General features: G+C 58.8%; 15 protein-coding genes and 1 pseudogene. 9 read left to right on the top strand and 7 right to left on the bottom strand.

The genetic code is table 11. The annotated features are described in order from the left end of the window. Positions 1–6: 6 nt before the first annotated feature. Positions 7–975, top strand: coding sequence for a 2-hydroxyacid dehydrogenase (locus ACZZZ4_RS23690; protein ID WP_463548943.1), 969 nt, complete (start codon positions 7–9; stop codon positions 973–975). Positions 976–1,125: 150 nt separating this feature from the next. Here ACZZZ4_RS23690 and ACZZZ4_RS23695 read toward each other — a convergent pair whose 3' ends face one another. The 4 genes from ACZZZ4_RS23695 to ACZZZ4_RS23710 form a co-directional block, all read right to left on the bottom strand. After that, complete coding sequence (locus ACZZZ4_RS23695; RefSeq protein WP_039762757.1) at positions 1,126–2,313, bottom strand: pyridoxal phosphate-dependent aminotransferase; 1,188 nt, start codon at positions 2,311–2,313, stop codon at positions 1,126–1,128. A gap of 41 nt (positions 2,314–2,354) precedes the next feature. After that, positions 2,355–3,980, bottom strand: a complete 1,626-nt coding sequence (locus ACZZZ4_RS23700) for a methyl-accepting chemotaxis protein (RefSeq protein ID WP_463548944.1) — start codon at positions 3,978–3,980, stop codon at positions 2,355–2,357. 158 nt (positions 3,981–4,138) lie between these two features. After that, a complete protein-coding gene (locus ACZZZ4_RS23705; RefSeq protein WP_463548945.1) occupies positions 4,139–5,275 on the bottom strand; it encodes a glycerate kinase in 1,137 nt (378 codons plus the stop codon). A 238-nt stretch (positions 5,276–5,513) separates the two neighbouring features. Beyond that, complete coding sequence (locus ACZZZ4_RS23710) at positions 5,514–6,635, bottom strand: sugar diacid recognition domain-containing protein (protein ID WP_129999432.1); 1,122 nt, start codon at positions 6,633–6,635, stop codon at positions 5,514–5,516. Between the two features lie 171 nt (positions 6,636–6,806). Here ACZZZ4_RS23710 and ACZZZ4_RS23715 point away from each other — a divergent pair, with 171 nt between their 5' ends. From ACZZZ4_RS23715 to rarD, 5 genes and pseudogenes are all read left to right on the top strand, one after another. Further along, the gene (locus ACZZZ4_RS23715; protein WP_039762752.1) at positions 6,807–8,117 is read left to right on the top strand and encodes an MFS transporter; all 1,311 of its coding nucleotides are present in this window, start codon (positions 6,807–6,809) and stop codon (positions 8,115–8,117) included. Positions 8,118–8,221: 104 nt separating this feature from the next. Next, a pseudogene (locus ACZZZ4_RS23720) lies at positions 8,222–8,395 on the top strand (aldo/keto reductase); the annotation flags it as partial. 151 nt (positions 8,396–8,546) lie between these two features. Then, a complete protein-coding gene (locus tag ACZZZ4_RS23725; RefSeq protein ID WP_463548946.1) occupies positions 8,547–10,541 on the top strand; it encodes an acyltransferase family protein in 1,995 nt (664 codons plus the stop codon). After that, positions 10,514–10,672 carry a hypothetical protein gene (locus tag ACZZZ4_RS23730; protein ID WP_463548947.1) on the top strand — a complete coding sequence of 53 codons (159 nt, stop codon included), beginning with the start codon at positions 10,514–10,516 and terminating at the stop codon, positions 10,670–10,672. The genes ACZZZ4_RS23725 and ACZZZ4_RS23730 overlap by 28 nt, the downstream gene beginning before the upstream one ends. A gap of 164 nt (positions 10,673–10,836) precedes the next feature. Continuing rightward, entirely contained in the window at positions 10,837–11,718 is an 882-nt protein-coding gene (gene rarD, locus ACZZZ4_RS23735) for an EamA family transporter RarD (protein WP_039762751.1), read from the top strand. A 178-nt stretch (positions 11,719–11,896) separates the two neighbouring features. Here the strand turns inward: rarD and hppD are convergent, their stop codons facing one another. Next, positions 11,897–12,973, bottom strand: coding sequence for a 4-hydroxyphenylpyruvate dioxygenase (gene hppD, locus ACZZZ4_RS23740; RefSeq protein ID WP_463548948.1), 1,077 nt, complete (start codon positions 12,971–12,973; stop codon positions 11,897–11,899). A gap of 352 nt (positions 12,974–13,325) precedes the next feature. Here hppD and ACZZZ4_RS23745 point away from each other — a divergent pair, with 352 nt between their 5' ends. Together ACZZZ4_RS23745 and ACZZZ4_RS23750 are read left to right on the top strand one after the other, a co-directional pair. Continuing rightward, positions 13,326–14,861: an EAL domain-containing protein gene (locus tag ACZZZ4_RS23745; protein ID WP_463548949.1), complete on the top strand. Its 1,536-nt coding sequence runs from the start codon at positions 13,326–13,328 to the stop codon at positions 14,859–14,861. Between the two features lie 227 nt (positions 14,862–15,088). Next, positions 15,089–15,454 carry a histone-like nucleoid-structuring protein, MvaT/MvaU family gene (locus tag ACZZZ4_RS23750; protein ID WP_039762749.1) on the top strand — a complete coding sequence of 122 codons (366 nt, stop codon included), beginning with the start codon at positions 15,089–15,091 and terminating at the stop codon, positions 15,452–15,454. 217 nt (positions 15,455–15,671) lie between these two features. On the opposite strand, the gene ACZZZ4_RS23755 is transcribed toward ACZZZ4_RS23750, so the two are convergent. After that, entirely contained in the window at positions 15,672–16,190 is a 519-nt protein-coding gene (locus ACZZZ4_RS23755; RefSeq protein ID WP_463548950.1) for a DUF4946 domain-containing protein, read from the bottom strand. Between the two features lie 137 nt (positions 16,191–16,327). Here ACZZZ4_RS23755 and gloA point away from each other — a divergent pair, with 137 nt between their 5' ends. Further along, positions 16,328–16,849 carry a lactoylglutathione lyase gene (gloA, locus tag ACZZZ4_RS23760; RefSeq protein ID WP_039762746.1) on the top strand — a complete coding sequence of 174 codons (522 nt, stop codon included), beginning with the start codon at positions 16,328–16,330 and terminating at the stop codon, positions 16,847–16,849. 175 nt (positions 16,850–17,024) lie between these two features. On the opposite strand, the gene ahpF is transcribed toward gloA, so the two are convergent. Next, positions 17,025–18,587, bottom strand: a complete 1,563-nt coding sequence (gene ahpF / locus ACZZZ4_RS23765; RefSeq protein WP_463548951.1) for an alkyl hydroperoxide reductase subunit F — start codon at positions 18,585–18,587, stop codon at positions 17,025–17,027. Positions 18,588–18,679 lie beyond the last annotated feature (92 nt).

Genomic DNA, 18,679 nt, shown 5'->3' on the forward strand with positions numbered 1-18,679 from the left:
TTTTCCATGAAAAAACAGGTCGTGCTGTACAAGAAACTTTCGCCCGCGCTGATGGCGCGCCTGCAAGAGCAGTTTGACGTGACACTGATCGAAAGCCTCGACGCCGACGGCCTCATGCAGCTGCGCGATGCCCTGCCCCGCGCCCACGGTTTGCTCGGCGCCAGCCTGAAACTCGATGCGGCGTTGCTCGATCTGGCGCCGCAGCTGAAGGCGATTGCCAGCGTCTCGGTGGGTGTCGACAACTACGACATCGATTATCTGAGCCGGCGCCAGATCCTCTTGACCAACACTCCGGATGTGCTCACCGAAACCACCGCCGACACTGGTTTCGCCCTGATCCTCGCCGCTGCCCGGCGCGTGGTCGAACTGGCCAACATGGTGCGTGGCGGGCAATGGAGCCGCAACATCGGCCCGGCGCATTTCGGCACCGATGTGCATGGCAAAACGCTGGGCATCATCGGCATGGGCCGCATTGGCGAAGCCTTGGCCCAGCGCGGACATTTCGGTTTCGGCATGCCGGTGATCTACCACAGCCAGTCGCGCAAACCGGCGGTCGAGGAGCGTTTCGACGCGCAATATCGCAGCCTTGAAGAGTTGCTCCAGCAGGCCGACTTCATTTGCCTGACCTTGCCACTGACGGCGCAGACCGAACGCTTGATCGGCGCCGAGCAGTTTGCGCTGATGCGGCCGGAGAGCATCTTCATCAATATCTCGCGGGGTAAGGTGGTTGATGAGGCGGCGATGATCGAGGCGTTGCGCAACAAGCGCATTCGCGCGGCGGGGCTGGATGTGTTCGAGCGCGAGCCGTTGAATCATGACTCGCCGTTGTTGCAGTTGAGCAATGTGGTGGCGACGCCGCACATGGGCTCGGCGACCCACGAGACGCGTGAAGCGATGGCGCGCTGTGCGGTGGAGAATCTGCTGGCGGCGTTGAATGGGCAGCGGCCGGTGAATCTGGTGAATCCTCTAAACTGATCGTTCCCACGCTCAGCGTGGGAATACCTCAAGGGACGCTCCGCGTTCCAGCTTACGAAGGGACGCAGAGCGTCCCGGGCTGCATTCCCGCGCCGGAGCGTGGGAACGATCAGTGTGTAGGGTAAGGCCGGGGCAGGCAATGCAAGCCCCTCAGGCACTGCGCGCCTGTAATAGCTGCACCGCACACAACGCAATCCGCGCGCAGGCATCCGCCAGTTTGACCCGATCCACCACCAGCCCGATACGAATGTGCCCCGCCGCACTCGGCCCGAACGCTTCGCCGGCCAGTACCGACACGCCATAACCCTCCAGCAATCGCTCGGCAAATGCCTGAGCGCCAAGCCCAGTCTGGCGCACATCGACCATCACAAACATGCCGCCATCCGGGCAAATCGGCTGCAACCCAGGGCAACCGTACAAACGTTCGCAAACCAGATCGCGGCGCAAGCGATACTCCTCGCGCATCTGCGTGACTTCCGGCAGATCGCTTTGCAGCGCCACTTGTGCGGCCTTCTGTACGAAATCCGGCAGACCGAAGAGCATGCTCAGCGACAGATTCACCAGATGCTCGGCCAAGGGTTTCGGGCCGATCATCCAGCCGATGCGCCAACCGGTCATCGCATGGGATTTCGACAGACTGTTGATCGTCGCAGTGCGCTCGGCCATGCCCGGCAGGCTCGCCGGGCTGATGTGCTCGCCTTCGTATAAAAGCTCGCTGTACACCTCGTCGCTGATCAGCCACAAGTCATGGCGAATGCACAGCGCCGCCAGTTCCTGCCAGATCAGCAAGGGCAGGCTTGCGCCGCTGGGATTGTTCGGGCTGTTAAGCAGCATGGCCCGAGTTCGCGGGGTGAGGCGCGCGGCGACATCGGCCGGGTCGACGCGGAAACCGTTTTCCGGGCGCACCGGCACCGCAATCACCTTGGCACCGCAGGCGCCAAACACACCTTCGTAGGTGACGTACATCGGCTCGGCGACGATCACTTCGTCACCCGGATCCAGCAGACATTGCGCCACCGAATACACCGCGCATTGCGCGCCTGGCAAGACAATCACCTGATCAGGATCAACGCGGTGACCACTGCGCTGGCGATGACGCTCGGCAATCAGCCTGCGCAGCTCGAACCGACCACGTACGTCGGCATAATGAGTATCACCGGCCAGCAGACTGTCGATCGCGCCATGGACGATCGGCAACGGCGTATCGAAGTCCGGATCGCCGACGCTCAATAACAAAACATCGACGCCCTCGGCGCGCAGTTCCAGCGCTCGGTCGTGAATCTGCCAGGCAGCGGCACCCTCCCCGGCGATTCGTTGGGTCAAGGCTGAATAGCGCATGTACGTCTCCTGTTAGCGCGGTTTCCAGCCTTCACCGTATCTCAAATCACGAAACGCGCCACCATGGCGTTCAAATCCACTGCCAGTCGCGACAATTCGTGGGTCGCGGCGCTGGTCTGGTTGGCGCCGGCGGCCGATTGCGTGGCGAGGTCGCGGATGTTGACCAGATTGCGATCGACTTCGCGCGAGACCTGCGCCTGCTCTTCCGACGCGCTGGCGATGACCAGGTTGCGTTCGTTGATCTGGTGAATCGATTGAGTGATCTGCTCCAGCGCCACGCCGGCCGCGCGGGCCATTTCCAACGTGGACTGGGTGCGCTGATTGCTTTGTTGCATCGACGAAACCGCTTCACCGGTGCCGTTCTGGATGCCGGCGACCATTTTTTCGATTTCCTGAGTCGACTGCGCGGTGCGATGGGCCAAGGCGCGCACTTCGTCAGCCACCACGGCAAAACCACGGCCAGCCTCGCCGGCACGCGCAGCTTCAATGGCAGCGTTGAGCGCCAGCAGGTTGGTCTGCTCGGCGATCGCCCGAATCACGTCCAGCACCTTGCCGATGTCACGCCCTTGTGCCGCGAGGCCTTCGATCATCTGCGCGGTGTTCTGCACGTCATGAGTCATGGTCTGGATCGCGTCGACGGTCTTCACCACTTGATCGCGACCTTCGCGGGCGGCGTGGGTCGACTGATTGGAGGCCTCGGAAGTCGACACGGCGTTGCGCGCCACTTCTTCCACCGCAGCGGTCATTTCGTTGACGGCAGTGGCGGCCTGTTCGATTTCGTTGTTTTGCTGCTGCAAGCCACGGGAGGCTTCTTCGGTGACAGCGCTAAGTTCCTCGGCAGCGGCGCCCAGTTGCGTGGCGGAACCGGCGATCTGCTCGATGGTTTTGCGCAGGTTGGTCTGCATCGCGGCCAAGGCTTCGAGCAGGCGCGCCGGTTCGTCCTTGCCGTCGACTTCAATGACTTTGCTCAGGTCGCCGCCGGCAATGGTTTGCGCAGCGTGCACGGCGCGGTTGAGCGGCGTGACGATGCTGCGGGTCAGCAACCAGGCGAGTAGCACGGTGGCCAAAGCGGCGATCACGGCAACGATGATGATTCCGGTAACCGCGCTGTCGTAGTGATCACCAGCCTTTGCTGCTGCCGTTTTCGCATCGGCGGTGTTGATGGCGATCAGCTTGTTCAGTTGCTCGCCCATCTGATCGGTGCCTTCCTTGATGCGCGTGTTGATCAGCGTCCGCAACTCATCAAGTTTGTCCTGACGCGACAGCTCGATCATCTGATTCTGCGCTTGCAGGTAGTTGTCGAGAGTGGTGGAAAACGTCTGAAAAATCTCCTGTTCTTCGGGGCCCGCCGGCAGCGCGGCGTAACTCGCCTGGGCTTTGCGCACTTTGTCGACCAGCACGGCAATGCGCGTTTGCGCCTCTTGCAAGCTGGCCGGCTCGCGATTGACCAGCACACGGAACGACAGGATGCGCATGCGCAGGACGTTCTCCGTGACCACACTGAGGTGGGTCACGCTTGGCAATTGGTTGGTGTCCATGTCGACCGACGCCTGACGAATGACCGTCATGCGGCTGACGGCGAACACGCCGAGGACAATCACCAGCAAGGCGATAAAGGCAAAACCGAGGAAAGCACGGGGCGCGATATTCAGATTACGCAGGGACATGGTCGGACTCTCGAAAGAAAGAAACTGCGAGCGTCCATGCCGTGAGCACTGGCCCATAGCGGGCGACAGTCCGGCGGCACTGAGTTGTGGTTTTGTGTGCGCCTGACCGTTGTATCGGCCAGGCTTGAGGAAGGTTTCGGGTCTGCGGTAAATATTTTTCAGGCTGAGGCGAGTTGCCAGACCCGAGCAATATCGGTAGCGCGTTCACCCAGCAGCCGAGGTGCTTCGGCGCAGGCCTGTTCCAGAGTCATCGGTCCGCTGGTCACGGCGAACGCGGCGTCGATGCCGTGTTGATAGAGCGCCTGATAGCCCTCGCCCAAGGTCCCGGCAATTACAATCACCGGCACGGCGTATTGTTTGGCAACTCGCGCGACACCGAACGGCGTTTTGCCGCGCAGGGTCTGCGCATCGAAGCGGCCTTCGCCGGTAATCACCAGATCCGCACCTTTGACCGCGTCAGCGAGCCCGACCAGTTCCGCCACCACCTCGACGCCAGCCTGAAACTGCGCGCCGAGAAAAGCCTTGGCGGCAAATCCCAGACCACCCGCCGCACCGCTGCCCGGTTCATCGCGCACGTCCTTGCCCAATGCTTGCGCGCAAAGCTCGGCGAAGTGCCCCAGCGCGTGGTCGAGCTGCTCAACCTGCGCGGGCGATGCGCCCTTCTGCGGGCCGAAAACGGACGAGGCGCCGTGGGGGCCGCAGAGCGGATTGTTAACATCAGCGGCGATGTCGAAACGCACATTGGCCAGACGCGGATCAAGTCCATTCAGATCCAGCCGCGCCAGTTGCGCCAAGGCCAGGCCACCGGGCACCAACGGCTGATTTTGCCCATCCAGTAACTTCACGCCCAACGCCTGCATCGCCCCGGCACCGCCGTCATTGGTCGCACTGCCGCCAATTGCCAGAATCACCCGCTGCGCGCCAGCGTCCAGCGCTGCACGAATCAACTCACCGGTACCAAAAGTGCTGCTGATGCACGCATCGCGCTGCCCCGGTGGGACCAATTGCAGTCCACTGGCCTCGGCCATTTCGATGATCGCGGTGTGGTTGTGCGGCAGCCAGCCCCAGGCAGCATCGACCGGCGCGCCCAGTGGACCGCGCACACGGGTGCGGCGCAATTCACCTTCGCAGGCTGCGAGAATCGACTCGACCGTGCCTTCGCCGCCATCGGCCATCGGGCATTTGATCAGCGTCGCCTGCGGCCAGACCTGGGCCAGTCCGAGGGCAATGGCTTCGGCAACGCCTTGGGCACTCAGGCTGTCCTTGAACGAGTCGGGGGCGATGACGATCTTCATGGGAATTCTCCGGTTGCAGTGGCGTTCATGCTGCCAGTCGGCCTGCGCCTTGACGCCGGTCGGCTGCACAAGTGGCGTCGGCGTTTATTGTTCATTTCCACAAAAGATATGTGTTGGTTGTACCGGCCTCATCGCTGGCAAGCCAGCTCCCACAGGGTTCTGCAGTGGATATGGAAGTTATGAACGCCTCCTAACCTGTGGGAGCTGGCTTGCCAGCGATGGCGGCCGCAAGGACAACTCATGTCAATGGATCAGTCTGCGGCAACAGCTGCACCCCCAGGTACAACGCCAGCATCCCGTCCAGCTTCAACGGATCAACGCCACTCAGTTCGGCAATCCGTTCCATGCGATAACGCAGGCTGTTGCGATGAATCCCCAAGGCATCGGCACACGCCTGGCTCTGCCCGTCGTGCTCGCACCAAGTGCGCAGGGTCGCCAGCAACTGGCCGTTGCTGTCCTTGGCGATGACCTTGCGCAGCGGTTTGAGCAACTCGTCCAGCGCATCATCGTTGCGGTGACGCCACAGCATGACCGGCAAGCGATAGCGATTGAGCGTCAGCAGCCTCGAGTTCGGCAACACGTCACGACCATACGCCAGCAAGTCGCCGACCCGCCGATAACAGCGACGCAACCCGGCGAGCCCCTCCGCCTGCCCGCCGACGGCGATGCGCAGAATCTTCCAGCCGAGGCCATCGAGTTTTTCCAGCAGGCGGTCATGCTCCACTTGCTGGCTCGCCGGGCGACACCACAACAGCGAAGACTTCGCCGAACTCACGCACCAACTGTCGGGGTAACGCGAGGTCAGCCACGCACTCAGTGCCTCGACGGTTTGCCCCGGCCCGTGCTCAAGACCCAGTTCGAACAAATAGGGGACCCGCGTCAGTTGCGGCTTGAGCCCCAACTGTTGCGCCTCATCGACCAGGCGCGGCGAATCCCCCGCCTCGCTCAACAGCAACGCCAGCAGATCATCGCAACGCTGCCGTCGCCACTGTTGCTCGGCCTGCTGATTGCGCTGGCCGACGAGCATTTCCGCGGTCATGCGCACCAGTTCGGCGTAAGTGCGCAGTTGCTCCGGCTCCCCGGTGATGCCGAGTACGCCGATCAAGCGCTGATCGAGCAGCAGCGGCAGATTGATACCCGGCTGCACGCCTTTGAGGTGCACCGCCGTCTGCGCATCGATTTCCACTACGCGCCCGTTGGCCAGCACCAGTTGCGCGCCCTCATGACGGGTGTTGATGCGCTCCGGTTCACCGCTGCCGAGGATCAGGCCCTGACTGTCCATGACGTTGACGTTGTACGGCAAAATGGCCATGGCCCGGTCGACGATGTCTTGGGCAAGATCGTGATCGAGTTCGAACATAGCGGCGGCAATCCTTCATTTCAGGCACTAGCGGTTGTTCAGCCGCACAGGGTCTGGCGGCAAACCCTGTGCTCAGGCACAAAGACAATCCGGCCAAAGGTGGCCGAGACTCTCAGGGCGATCAACGTTACCCTTTGCATCGCAAAAAATCATAATAAAGAGAGAGCCGCTATGTCGCAGAGCGCCGCAGCTACCCAGACCATCGACGACGGTAAAAACGCCGTCTACAAACGCATCACCCTGCGTTTGATTCCCTTCATTTTCATCTGCTACCTGTTCAACTACCTCGACCGGGTCAACGTCGGCTTCGCCAAACTGCAGATGCTCGATGCCCTGAAATTCAGCGAGACCGTGTACGGCCTCGGCGCCGGGATTTTCTTCATCGGCTACGTGCTGTGCGGTGTGCCGAGCAACCTGGCACTGACCCGTTTCGGTCCACGCCGCTGGATTGCCTTGATGATGATCACCTGGGGCACGCTGTCGACCTGCCTGTTGTTCGTCACCACCCCGACCGAGTTCTACACCCTGCGCTTTTTCACCGGTGCCGCTGAGGCCGGTTTCTTCCCGGGCGTTGTGCTGTATCTCTCGCAGTGGTTCCCGACCTTCCGCCGTGGCCGGATCATGGCGCTGTTCATGTCGGCAATCCCGGTCTCCGGTCTGCTTGGCAGCCCGTTTTCCGGCTGGATCCTCAACCACTTCGCCGCTGGCCAAGGTGGCCTGGCCGGTTGGCAGTGGATGTTCCTGCTGCAAGGCATTCCCACCGTGATCCTCGGTGCGCTGGCGTATTTCCTGTTGAGCGACAGCTTCGCCAATGCCAAATGGCTGACCGCCCACGAACGTTCGGTGCTCGAAGCCGACCACGCCGAAGACCTCGCCAACAAACCGAAAACCGCCACCGACTCGCTGCTCGCGGTGTTCAAGAACCCAGCGATCTGGGCTTTCGGCCTGATTTATTTCTGCATCCAGAGCGGCGTCTACGCGATCAACTTCTGGCTGCCGTCGATCATCAAGAACCTCGGCTTCAGCGATAACCTGGTGATCGGCTGGCTGAGTGCGATTCCGTATCTGCTCGCGGCGGTGTTCATGCTGGTGGTCGGGCGCTCGGCGGACTTGCGCAAGGAACGCCGCTGGCACTTGGTGGTGCCGATGCTGATGGGCGCTGTCGGGCTGGTGATCGCAGTGAATTTCGCAGCGAATCCGGCGATTGCGATTCTCGGTCTGACCATCGCGACCATGGGCGCACTGACTGGCCTGCCAATGTTCTGGCCGGTGCCCACGGCGATGCTGAGCGCGGGCGCCGCGGCTGGTGGGCTGGCGTTGATCAACTCGATGGGGCAGATGGCGGGGTTCCTCAGCCCGTATCTGGTGGGCTGGGTCAAGGACAGCACTGGCTCGACCGATGCGGCGTTGTACGTGCTGGCGGCGGTGATCGTTGGCGGGAGTCTGCTGGCGTTGCGGATGACGCGAACGTTGCGGGCTTGAGCTCGCGTGCATGACCAAAACGGCCCTTACGGGCCGTTTTTTTATTCGGTTTCATTTTGCACGATGATGTTCGGCGAGCAGACCAGCGTCGAAGACCGCTGCGGATCACCGACCCGCATACTGAACAGCAATGACGCCTATTCGCTCGCGCAGGCGGTGAAGATCACAGCCGAAGACAAGGCATTTATTGATCCCTGGTGACACCGGGGCATGCCTCGACACCGGGGTTCTACGATGTGAGCCATTTTGTGTCAGGACGCAAACCGATTCAGTCCTGATTTTTCACGCACCCTCTGCGAAAGAGCGGGCAGGTCGAAGCCGATCAGAGCCGTTGTAAGAAAATCTCTATACTTTGCCGTTCTATGGAACCGTGCTTACGCAGCCGCACCTAATGGTCGCTCGCTCGAATAAGTCTGCCAAGGATAGTCAATGTTCAATCGGCCCATCGATTTTGTGCGCAAGCCATTGCGCGCGATGTTTAACGCGTTCGATAACAAGGAGGCATTCGACGCCTCGCGGTCCTTGGGGGCCGCCAGCTGTGAATCGCACAGCGCAGGTCTTCGATACCGGGCCGACATCGATGGCCTGCGGGCTGTCGCTGTGCTGCTCGTGCTGATATTTCACGCAGGGCTGACTTTATTCCCGTCCGGTTTTATCGGCGTGGATATCTTCTTCGTGATCTCCGGTTATCTCACCACCTCTATCATCATGAAGTCGCTGGAGAACGGCACGTTCAGCTTCAAGGGGTTTTACGTCAGGCGCATCTGGCGCTTGCAACCGGCCGTTGTTGCGCTGTTGGTTGTGACCTTGCTGGTTACCACACTGCTTTATCTGCCCGATGACTACGTCGACTTCCTGAAAAGCGAAAAGTACACCTCATTACTGATTTCCAACCAGTATTTTTCCAAGGTGACTTCTGGTTACGCCACGCCCGATGCCGCCAGTCTTCCGCTGTTGCACACCTGGTCGCTGGCGATCGAATGGCAGTGGTACCTGCTGCTACCGTTGGGTATCTGGCTGCTGCATCGCTATGTGGCGAAACGGGCTTTGAGCAGCGCAGTGCTGGGTTTGACCCTTGCAGCCACGGCGATGGCGCTGTACTTGTCGCAGGTCGCTCCCGACCTGAACTATTACTTTTTTACCGCGCGCATCTTCGAATTGATGATGGGGTCGTGCGCCGTCATGTTCAGCGCGGACAGGTTTCGCCTGAGTCGTGCCAGCGCTTCGCTCATTTGCGCGGTTGCACTGGTCACGATCGCCTATTGTGCGGTCCAGGACGATATCCTCAGCGGATTCCCCAACTATCATGCGGTCGCGGTATGCGTCGCCACGGCGCTGCTGCTGGTTCGCGGCATAGGTAATGTGAGCATCACCTCGGATGTCCTTGCATTCAAACCGCTGGTGTTCATTGGCACGCTTTCCTACTCGCTGTATCTGTGGCATTGGCCGATTCTGGCGGTGCTGGCCTACCTGGGCGTCGATCTGAGCCCAGCGGTGACAGTCAGCTATTTCGCCGCCACGTTCGCGATGGGCTACCTCTCCTTCTGGCTTATCGAAAACAGGTTTCGCAAGGTTCGGGCCGGATTCGGAAAGACCGTACTGCTGTTGATGCTGCTGCCCGCCATCGGCCTGTCGCTGCTTCACTCCGTCGGCAGGAATCATGACGGATGGCCGAACCGTTTTGGTGAAGATTCGATCGCGATGTTCAGCACTTTAAAGGCGTACGTACCGAGCCATCGTGAGGATTGCCTGGGTAACAGCGAAAAGGTTGATCCTGACTGCGTCCTGGGCGCTCCGCTGGCCGAGTCGCAGGCTTTGCTGATCGGAGATTCCTATTCGAATCACTATTGGGGATTTGTCGAGACGCTGGCCAAGGATGCCGGCCTGTCGGTTCTTGCCCAAGGTTATCCGGCCTGTCTGACCTTGCCCGGCATCTATCTCTACGACTGGTACAAGGCCAAGAACGCGCTTTATGAAAAGTGCCATACGGCTGCCCAACGCTATTACGACCTGATTGCGGACAGCCATTTCCAGTATGTGATCATCGGCCAGTTCTGGGAGGCGTACCTCACCGCGACGATTGTCACCAAGCCTGATGACCCACGCAGCCTGGAACTGACGCAGCAACGACTTGAGGTAGCGGTTCGCCAGGCACTGGACATCATCGTCGACTCGGGTGCCACGCCGATTGTGCTGATGAGTACATTGCCCATGCCCGCCAGAATCAACGAATGCCTGCTCAGACAGGTCAAGTTACGCGGGATGCTCGGCAGCGCTGAACAAAGCCGTTCATGTGCTGCGGTGACATGGTCAGGCCTTGAGGATCCCTTCCTGACCAGACTTTTCGGCGAGCTGCAGGTTGAATATCCACAATTGATCGTCCTTGATCCAAAAAAGTGCAATGCCAGGACGGTACGTGCCTGACCAGCGTCGATGGCGTGCCGGTGTACCGCGACATCGGCCACGTGTCCGATTACGCCTCGTACAAATTCGGTGAGCTGTACCTCGAGCACTTTGGTAATCCATTCAAGAGCAATCCAGGCGGCGACCACTAACGCCGGTCCATTTGCCATCTATGCTGCAACTGCCAGCATCTTTTGACGAGGTTCGCACGACCGAATGAGCGCGAGATGTTTCGAATAATGAGCATGCGCTCAATATTCAGCACAAAAACCACGTATCCTGCGCGCCCCGTTCACCTTCACGCCGCGAGGGCAGTTTGTCTAAAGGTATCGCTTTATCGGTTTCGGCCTCGGTGCTGTTTGCCGTCATGTATTACTACACGTCGCTGCTGACGCCTCTGAGCGGCGTGGAAATCTTCGGCTGGCGCATGCTCCTGACCGTGCCGTGCATGACCTTGTTCATGCTGGTGTCCGGGGAATGGCGGCGGGTGCTGGAGCTGTTCCGATTGATGGCGGCCAGGCCAAAACTGATCGCCGGGCTGCTGGTTTCGTCCGCCCTGCTCGGCGTACAGCTGTGGCTATTTATGTGGGCGCCGCTCAATGGCTACAGCCTGGATGTGTCGCTGGGCTATTTCCTGTTGCCACTGGCGATGGTGCTGACCGGGCGGATTGCCTACGGCGAGAGCCTGTCTTATCTGCAGAAAATCGCAGTGTTTTTCGCCAGCCTCGGCGTGGTGAACGAGTTGTATCAGGTTGGCGGCTTTTCTTGGGCGACACTGGTGGTCGTGGTCGGTTATCCGCTGTACTTCGTGCTGCGCAAATACCTGAAGACCGACAACCTGGGTGGCCTGTGGGTCGACATGACCCTGATGCTGCCCATCGCCTACTGGCTTGTGCAGGGTGGTGAACAAGGGCTGGCGGTGTTCGATCAATATCCGGGGCTGATGTGGCTGATTCCGCTGCTCGGCCTGATCAGTGCCTCGGCACTTGTGGTGTACATCATCGCCAGCCGCCTGTTGCCGTTCAGTCTGTTTGGTTTGTTGAGTTATGTGGAACCGGTGTTGTTGCTCGCGGTGGCGTTGTTGTTGGGGGAAAGCATCAAGCCGGGAGAATGGCTGACCTACATCCCCATCTGGCTGGCGGTGGGGGTGCTGGTTTTCGAGGGCTTCAAGCATTTGACGCGGCAACGCCGCTCTTGAATGCAACACAAGACAAATGTGGGAGCGAGCCTGCTCGCGAAGTCGTCAGACCAGTCAACATGACTGTTGAATGAAAGACCGCATTCGCGAGCAGGCTCGCTCCCACAGGTTTTGTATGAAGCAAAAAAATCCCGGCCCTGCATCTCTGCAGGCCGGGATTTTTTATTTCCGGTGCGAATTACTCGGTGGTCAGCACACCACGACGCACCTGGTCACGCTCGATCGATTCGAACAGCGCCTTGAAGTTGCCTTCGCCGAAACCATCGTCGCCTTTGCGCTGGATGAACTCGAAGAACACCGGGCCCATCAGGGTTTCCGAGAAAATCTGCAGCAGCAGACGCTTGTCGCCCTGCTCCGACGCGCCGTCGAGCAGGATACCGCGCGACTGCAACTGGTCGACCGGCTCGCCGTGATTCGGCAGGCGACCTTCGAGCATTTCGTAGTAGGTGTCCGGTGGCGCGGTCATGAAGCGCATGCCGATTTTCTTCAACTGATCCCAAGTCTCGATCAGATCGTCGGTGAGGAACGCAACGTGCTGGATGCCTTCGCCGTTGAACTGCATCAGGAACTCTTCGATCTGCCCGGCGCCCTTGGACGACTCTTCGTTGAGCGGAATGCGGATCATGCCGTCCGGTGCGGTCATGGCTTTGGACGTCAGGCCGGTGTATTCGCCCTTGATGTCGAAGTATCGGATTTCACGGAAGTTGAACAGCTTCTCGTAGAAGTTCGCCCAATAGGCCATGCGACCGCGATACACGTTGTGGGTCAAGTGGTCGATGATCTTCAGGCCGGCGCCGACCGGGTTGCGATCAACGCCTTCGATAAATACGAAGTCGATATCGTAAATCGAGCTGCCTTCGCCGAAACGGTCGATCAGGTACAGCGGCGCGCCGCCAATGCCTTTGATCGCCGGCAGGTTCAGCTCCATCGGACCGGTTTCGATGTGGATCGGCTGAGCGCCGAGTTCGAGCGCGCGGGAATAGGCTTTCTGCGAATCCTTGACGCGGAACGCCATGCCGCAAACGGACGGACCGTGTTCGGCAGCGAAGTACGAGGCGACGCTGTTGGGTTCGTTGTTGAGGATCAGGTTGATCGCGCCCTGACGATACAGGTGCACGTTCTTGGAGCGGTGGGTCGCGACCTTGGTGAAGCCCATGATCTCGAAGATCGGTTCCAGGGTGCCGGGAGTCGGCGCTGCGAACTCGATGAACTCAAAGCCCATCAGGCCCATTGGGTTTTCGTATAAATCTGCCATGGTGACGCCTCATCATTTCTTATCAATTAACCAGGGTTATTTGTCAGGAAAGTGATGTGGAAGGAGGCGCGCAGGAGATGCCACGCACGCTGCGGGCGAGAAAGTCTCCGTAGATCAGTTGAAACCCGAATATCTTCATTGTCGACCCAAAGCTCTTGCGGGCGAGGCTTCTGCTGCCAGAAGACGATTATTATTGTATGCGTAACCCGATTCTACACAGCGTAACCATGCCTGTCTGCCCTCTATATAAAATCCCTTTTTGTGCGTACGGCACAAGAGCCATCTGCCATCTATTATCCCTCTGGCTCGATTGTTTACCGAGGGCCCGATTCCGAAGCCACAGGATGTATCCATGCCGCTGACTGCAAGATCCCGCCGCAAGCGCAGCACCCGCATCGTCGTCACCTTGCTCAGCGGTCTGCTGCCAATCGTGCTGGGCAGTGCGATCCTCTATATGCAGGCCGAACGCACTCTGGAGCAAAGCGCTGCGCAAACTGCCGAGCAAGCTTTACGCCAGTTCGAGCTGATGCTCGACAACACCGCCGAGGCGGCGCGAATCCTGTTGCCGTTAGCGGGGAAAGACTGTGAAGAAGTCAAACTGGCCTTGCGCGAACAGGTGACCCGTCGCCCTTTCGTGCGCTCGACCAATCTGGTCTGGGAGAACAATCTCTATTGCAGCTCACTGTTCGGCCCGTTCAAGGAAGCTGTCAATGCCGGGGACTACCACGAGGGCAAACTATGGCTGATGAATGGCAATCCGGTGACACCCGATACGGCATTGCTTATCTATCGTCTCAGCGACGGTCCTGGTGGCGCACTGACCACCCTTGATGGTTATCACCTGAGCAATATCCTGCGCCTGATCGGCAGCCAGACGTTACTGATGTTGCAAGTGGGCGATAACTGGCTGACCGCCGACGGCCAAGTTCACCAGGGGCCGCTGCCGGCATTGCCGGTAGCGCATAGCGTGCTGGAATCCGCGCGTTATGGCTTCAGCGTCTCGGCTGGTTACCACGAGGGTGAAACCTGGCGTTACATGGCGGCTGAGTATCCACCCCTGTTCAGCCTGTTGATTTTCTTCGGCGCAGTTTCCGGTGCCATTGGCCACTTCGTGCAGAAACGCTCAACCTCGCCCAGCCACGAAATGCTGCGCGCGCTGGAAGCCGGCGAGTTCATTGCGTACTTCCAACCAGTGGTTCACGCCGACACCAAGCGATGGTCCGGCGCCGAAGTACTGATGCGCTGGAATCATCCGAAAGAGGGGCTGGTGCGTCCGGATCTCTTCATTCCGTTTGCCGAGCACTCCGGGTTGATCGTGCCCATGACCCGCTCTCTGATGCAACAGACGGCCGTCCTGCTGGGCCCACAAACGGCAACCTCCGACAAACCGTTTCATATAGGCATCAACATCACTGCCAGCCATTGCCAGGACCTGGAGCTGGTTGAGGACTGTCGCGATCTTCTGGCAGCATTTGAGCCAGGCAGCGTGGAGCTGGTGCTGGAACTGACCGAGCGCGAGCTGATCGAGCCGAACGACATCACTTTGCAGCTCTTCGAGCAGTTGCACGCATTGGGTGTAAAAATCGCGATCGACGACTTCGGTACGGGGCACTCGAGCCTTGGTTATCTGCGCACCTTCAATGTCGACTTTCTGAAAATCGATCAGAGCTTCGTGGCCATGATCGGAATAGACGCGTTATCGAGGCATATTCTCGATTCCATCATCGAGCTGTCCGCGAAACTGGACTTGGGTATTGTTGCCGAAGGTGTCGAAACGCAGGCTCAGGCGGATTATCTGACCGAGCATAACGTTAAGTTTCTGCAGGGCTACTTGTACGGTAAACCGATGCCTGCCGCAGATTTCATCGACACATTATCTCAGCATTAAGTAGCTAGCACGGACCGCCGAACAGCCGCACCAAATTGATACAAATAGTCATTGTTGTTACATGGCGACAACATCAGGATTTACTCTTGTCGCATTAACTACTACAATTTTTTCAACCTGAGCCAGACTGGCAGGTGAGCCAATTATCACCGAGTCGCTTCCAGGCGACTGGCTTATAGCTTTGTTTGCGGTTGGTATCAGCCAAACACACTATTGGAGTAAAGATATTGTCCAGACTCGCTGAATTTCGCGCAGCTGAAAAGGCCCTTCAGGAACAGCTCAAACAGCTGGAATCGCTGAAGAATGATGCCGGGCTCAAGAAAGAAATCGAATTCGAAGAAAAGCTCCAGGGACTGATGAAAACCTATGGCAAAGGCCTGAAAGACATCATCGCCATCCTCGATCCAAACCCGGCGAAGTCCGGTCTGCAGCAGTCCGCAGCGCCGAAGACCCGTCGCGCTCGCGTGGTCAAGGTTTACCAGAATCCGCACACTGGCGAGCTGATCGAAACCAAAGGTGGCAACCATCGCGGTCTGAAAGCCTGGAAAGAACAGTACGGTGCCTCCACCGTTGATTCGTGGTTGCGCGGTTAATCTGACGCCAACAAAAAAGCCCTGCTCGATGCAGGGCTTTTTTATTGACAATATTTAACAAATGAAATGATTTTCATCAAACAAGTTCGAGATCTGTGTAACGTTGCTGAATCATCACACCTAAACATTTTGCTGCTTCATGTTGCGCCGAGCAAGGGATCCAACTTTGTGCTTAATCCTTTCCGGCAATCAAGCAATCGCTAGTTAGTACGAACGCTTATAGTTTCAAGCTGTTGCGCGCCGCCTGTATGTCGTCGGCGCTTGCCTTATAAACGTCGGCCTGGCCGGCGTAAGAAAGTACATAAGCCTTGTCTGTTTCCACGGCTACTACCAATGTTTGGGATAAAACGTGTCGACCGTTTTCGGTCACCGTGCAGGTTGTCTCCAAGCCAGTCAATGAAGCCAGTGCCGCCGGATGAATTCGGTTGCAGACGCTCTGGTAGCCGCTACGAAAGAAATCCTTTTGGATGGATTTGCGCATCTCCTGCAGCACGCCTTGCAAATTGATCTGATGCCCCGCCTCTACTTGGGTCGTGGTCAACTCCATCACCATTACCTGATTACCGTCGGCATCGTGTTTCACCGCTCTTTGTCGCGAGACTGGCGGTGCGGTGTCCGGCAACGCCTCGATCTCCCAGCCCGCCGGCCAAATGATGCTGGGTTCGGCCATGACAGGGAAAGCCACAGCCGACGACAAGGCAAAACAAACAAACACGGATTTAAACAGTCGGATCATTGCCGGACGCACTCGTAGACAGAAGGCAAAGTCTGAGCCCCGCCCTCGCGCAGGGCAAGCCCGCGTTGCATTTGGCGATGCCGGCCAGCATGCGTATCATTGCGCCCATTCACTCGCCCATTGTTATTGGAGGGCCCATGAGCCTCAACGAACTGAACACTTTTCCAGGCGTGACTGCCACGCCAGACAGCGCAACCCGCAACTTCGTGTTCAACCACACCATGCTGCGCGTGAAGGACATCACCAAGTCGCTGGATTTCTACACCCGTGTGCTGGGTTTCTCGCTGGTCGAGAAGCGTGATTTCCCGGAAGCCGAGTTCAGCCTGTACTTCCTCGCACTGGTCGATAAAGCGCAAATCCCGGCCGATGCCGCTGCCCGTACCGAGTGGATGAAGTCGATCCCCGGCATTCTCGAACTGACCCACAACCACGGCACCGAAAACGATGCCGACTTCGCCTATCACAACGGCAACACCGACCCGCGCGGCTTCGGCCACATCTGCATCTCTGTGCCGGACATCGTCGCTGCATGTGCACGCTTTGAAGAGTTGGGCTGTGATTTCCAGAAGCGTCTGACCGATGGCCGGATGAAGAGCCTGGCGTTCATCAAGGATCCGGATGGCTACTGGGTCGAAATCATTCAGCCTGCGCCGCTGTAACTGACGATATAAATCCATTGTGGGAGCGAGCCTGCTTGCGAAGGCGTCCGTTCAGCCAACGTATCGTTGAATGACAATCCGCTTTCGCGAGCAGGCTCACTCCTACACATGGATTTGTGCCAGGCATAAAAAAACCCATGATCGCTCATGGGTTTTTTCATTTCAGGCCTGAGGCTTACGCCGGTGCCGAAGTCCGGATCAAGTGATCGAACGCACTCAGCGAAGCCTTGGCGCCCTCGCCCACTGCGATCACGATCTGCTTGTACGGCACAGTCGTCACGTCACCTGCTGCGAAGATCCCCGGAATCGAAGTCTCGCCACGGTTGTCGACAATGATCTCGCCGCGCGGCGACAGCTCGATGGTGCCCTTCAGCCAATCGGTGTTCGGCAGCAGACCGATCTGTACGAAGATGCCTTCCAGCTCAACCGCGCGCAATTCCTCAGTCGTGCGGTCCTTGTAGCGCAGACCGTTGACCTTCTCGCCATTGCCGGTGACTTCAGTGGTTTGCGCACTGGTGATCACGGTGACGTTCGGCAGGCTGTGCAGCTTGCGCTGCAACACGGCGTCGGCACGCAGTTGTACGTCGAATTCCAGCAGCGTTACGTGCGACACGATACCGGCCAGATCGATGGCTGCTTCAACGCCGGAGTTACCGCCGCCGATCACCGCCACGCGCTTGCCCTTGAACAGCGGGCCATCGCAGTGCGGGCAATACGCCACGCCCTTGTTGCGGTACTCCTGCTCGCCCGGGACGTTCATTTCGCGCCAGCGTGCGCCGGTCGCAAGAATCACGCTTTTGGCTTTCAAAGTTGCGCCACTGGCGAAGTGGACTTCGTGCAGCTCGCCGTTCTTGCCCGGGATCAGCCTGTCGGCACGTTGCAGGTTCATGATGTCGACGTCGTACTGCTTGACGTGTTCTTCCAGCGCCGTGGCCAGTTTCGGCCCTTCGGTTTCCTGCACGGAAATGAAGTTCTCGATGGCCATGGTATCGAGCACCTGACCGCCAAAGCGCTCAGCCGCGACACCGGTGCGGATGCCTTTACGTGCGGCATAAATAGCCGCCGAAGCACCGGCCGGACCACCACCAACGACCAGCACATCAAAGGCATCCTTGGCGCTGATCTTCTCGGCCTGACGCACGGTGGCGCCGGTGTCGAGTTTGGCGAGGATTTCTTCCAGGCCCATGCGGCCCTGGCCGAAGTTTTCACCGTTCAGGTAGATGCTCGGCACGGCCATGATCTTGCGATCGTTGACTTCGTCCTGGAACAGCGCGCCGTCGATAGCGACATGGCGGATGTTCGGGTTGAGCACGGCCATCAGGTTCAGCGCCTGGACGACGTCCGGGCAGTTCTGGCAAGACAGCGAGAAGTAAGTCTCGAAGGTGAATTCGCCTTTGAGCGAGCGAATCTGCTCTATCACTTCAGCACTGGCTTTCGATGGGTGGCCGCCGACTTGCAGCAGCGCCAGCACCAGCGAGGTGAATTCGTGGCCCATCGGGATGCCGGCAAAACGCAGGCTGATGTCGGCTCCGGGGCGGTTGATCGAGAACGATGGCTTGCGGGCATCGTCACCGCTGTCGATCAAGGTAATCTGGCTCGAAAGACTGGCAACGTCTTTCAGCAGGTCCAACATTTCACGGGATTTCGCACCGTCGTCGAGGGATGCAACGATCTCGATCGGTTGGGTGACCCGTTCCAGGTACGATTTCAACTGGGCTTTAAGATTGGCGTCCAACATACGGGCGATTTCCTTTATTTGAGGCGAAAAAAAGCCCGAGCGAATCTCGCCCGGGCATTTTTATTGGGCGGTGCAGCTAACTTAAGAAGGTG

The organism is Pseudomonas sp. AC252, from assembly GCF_979258105.1.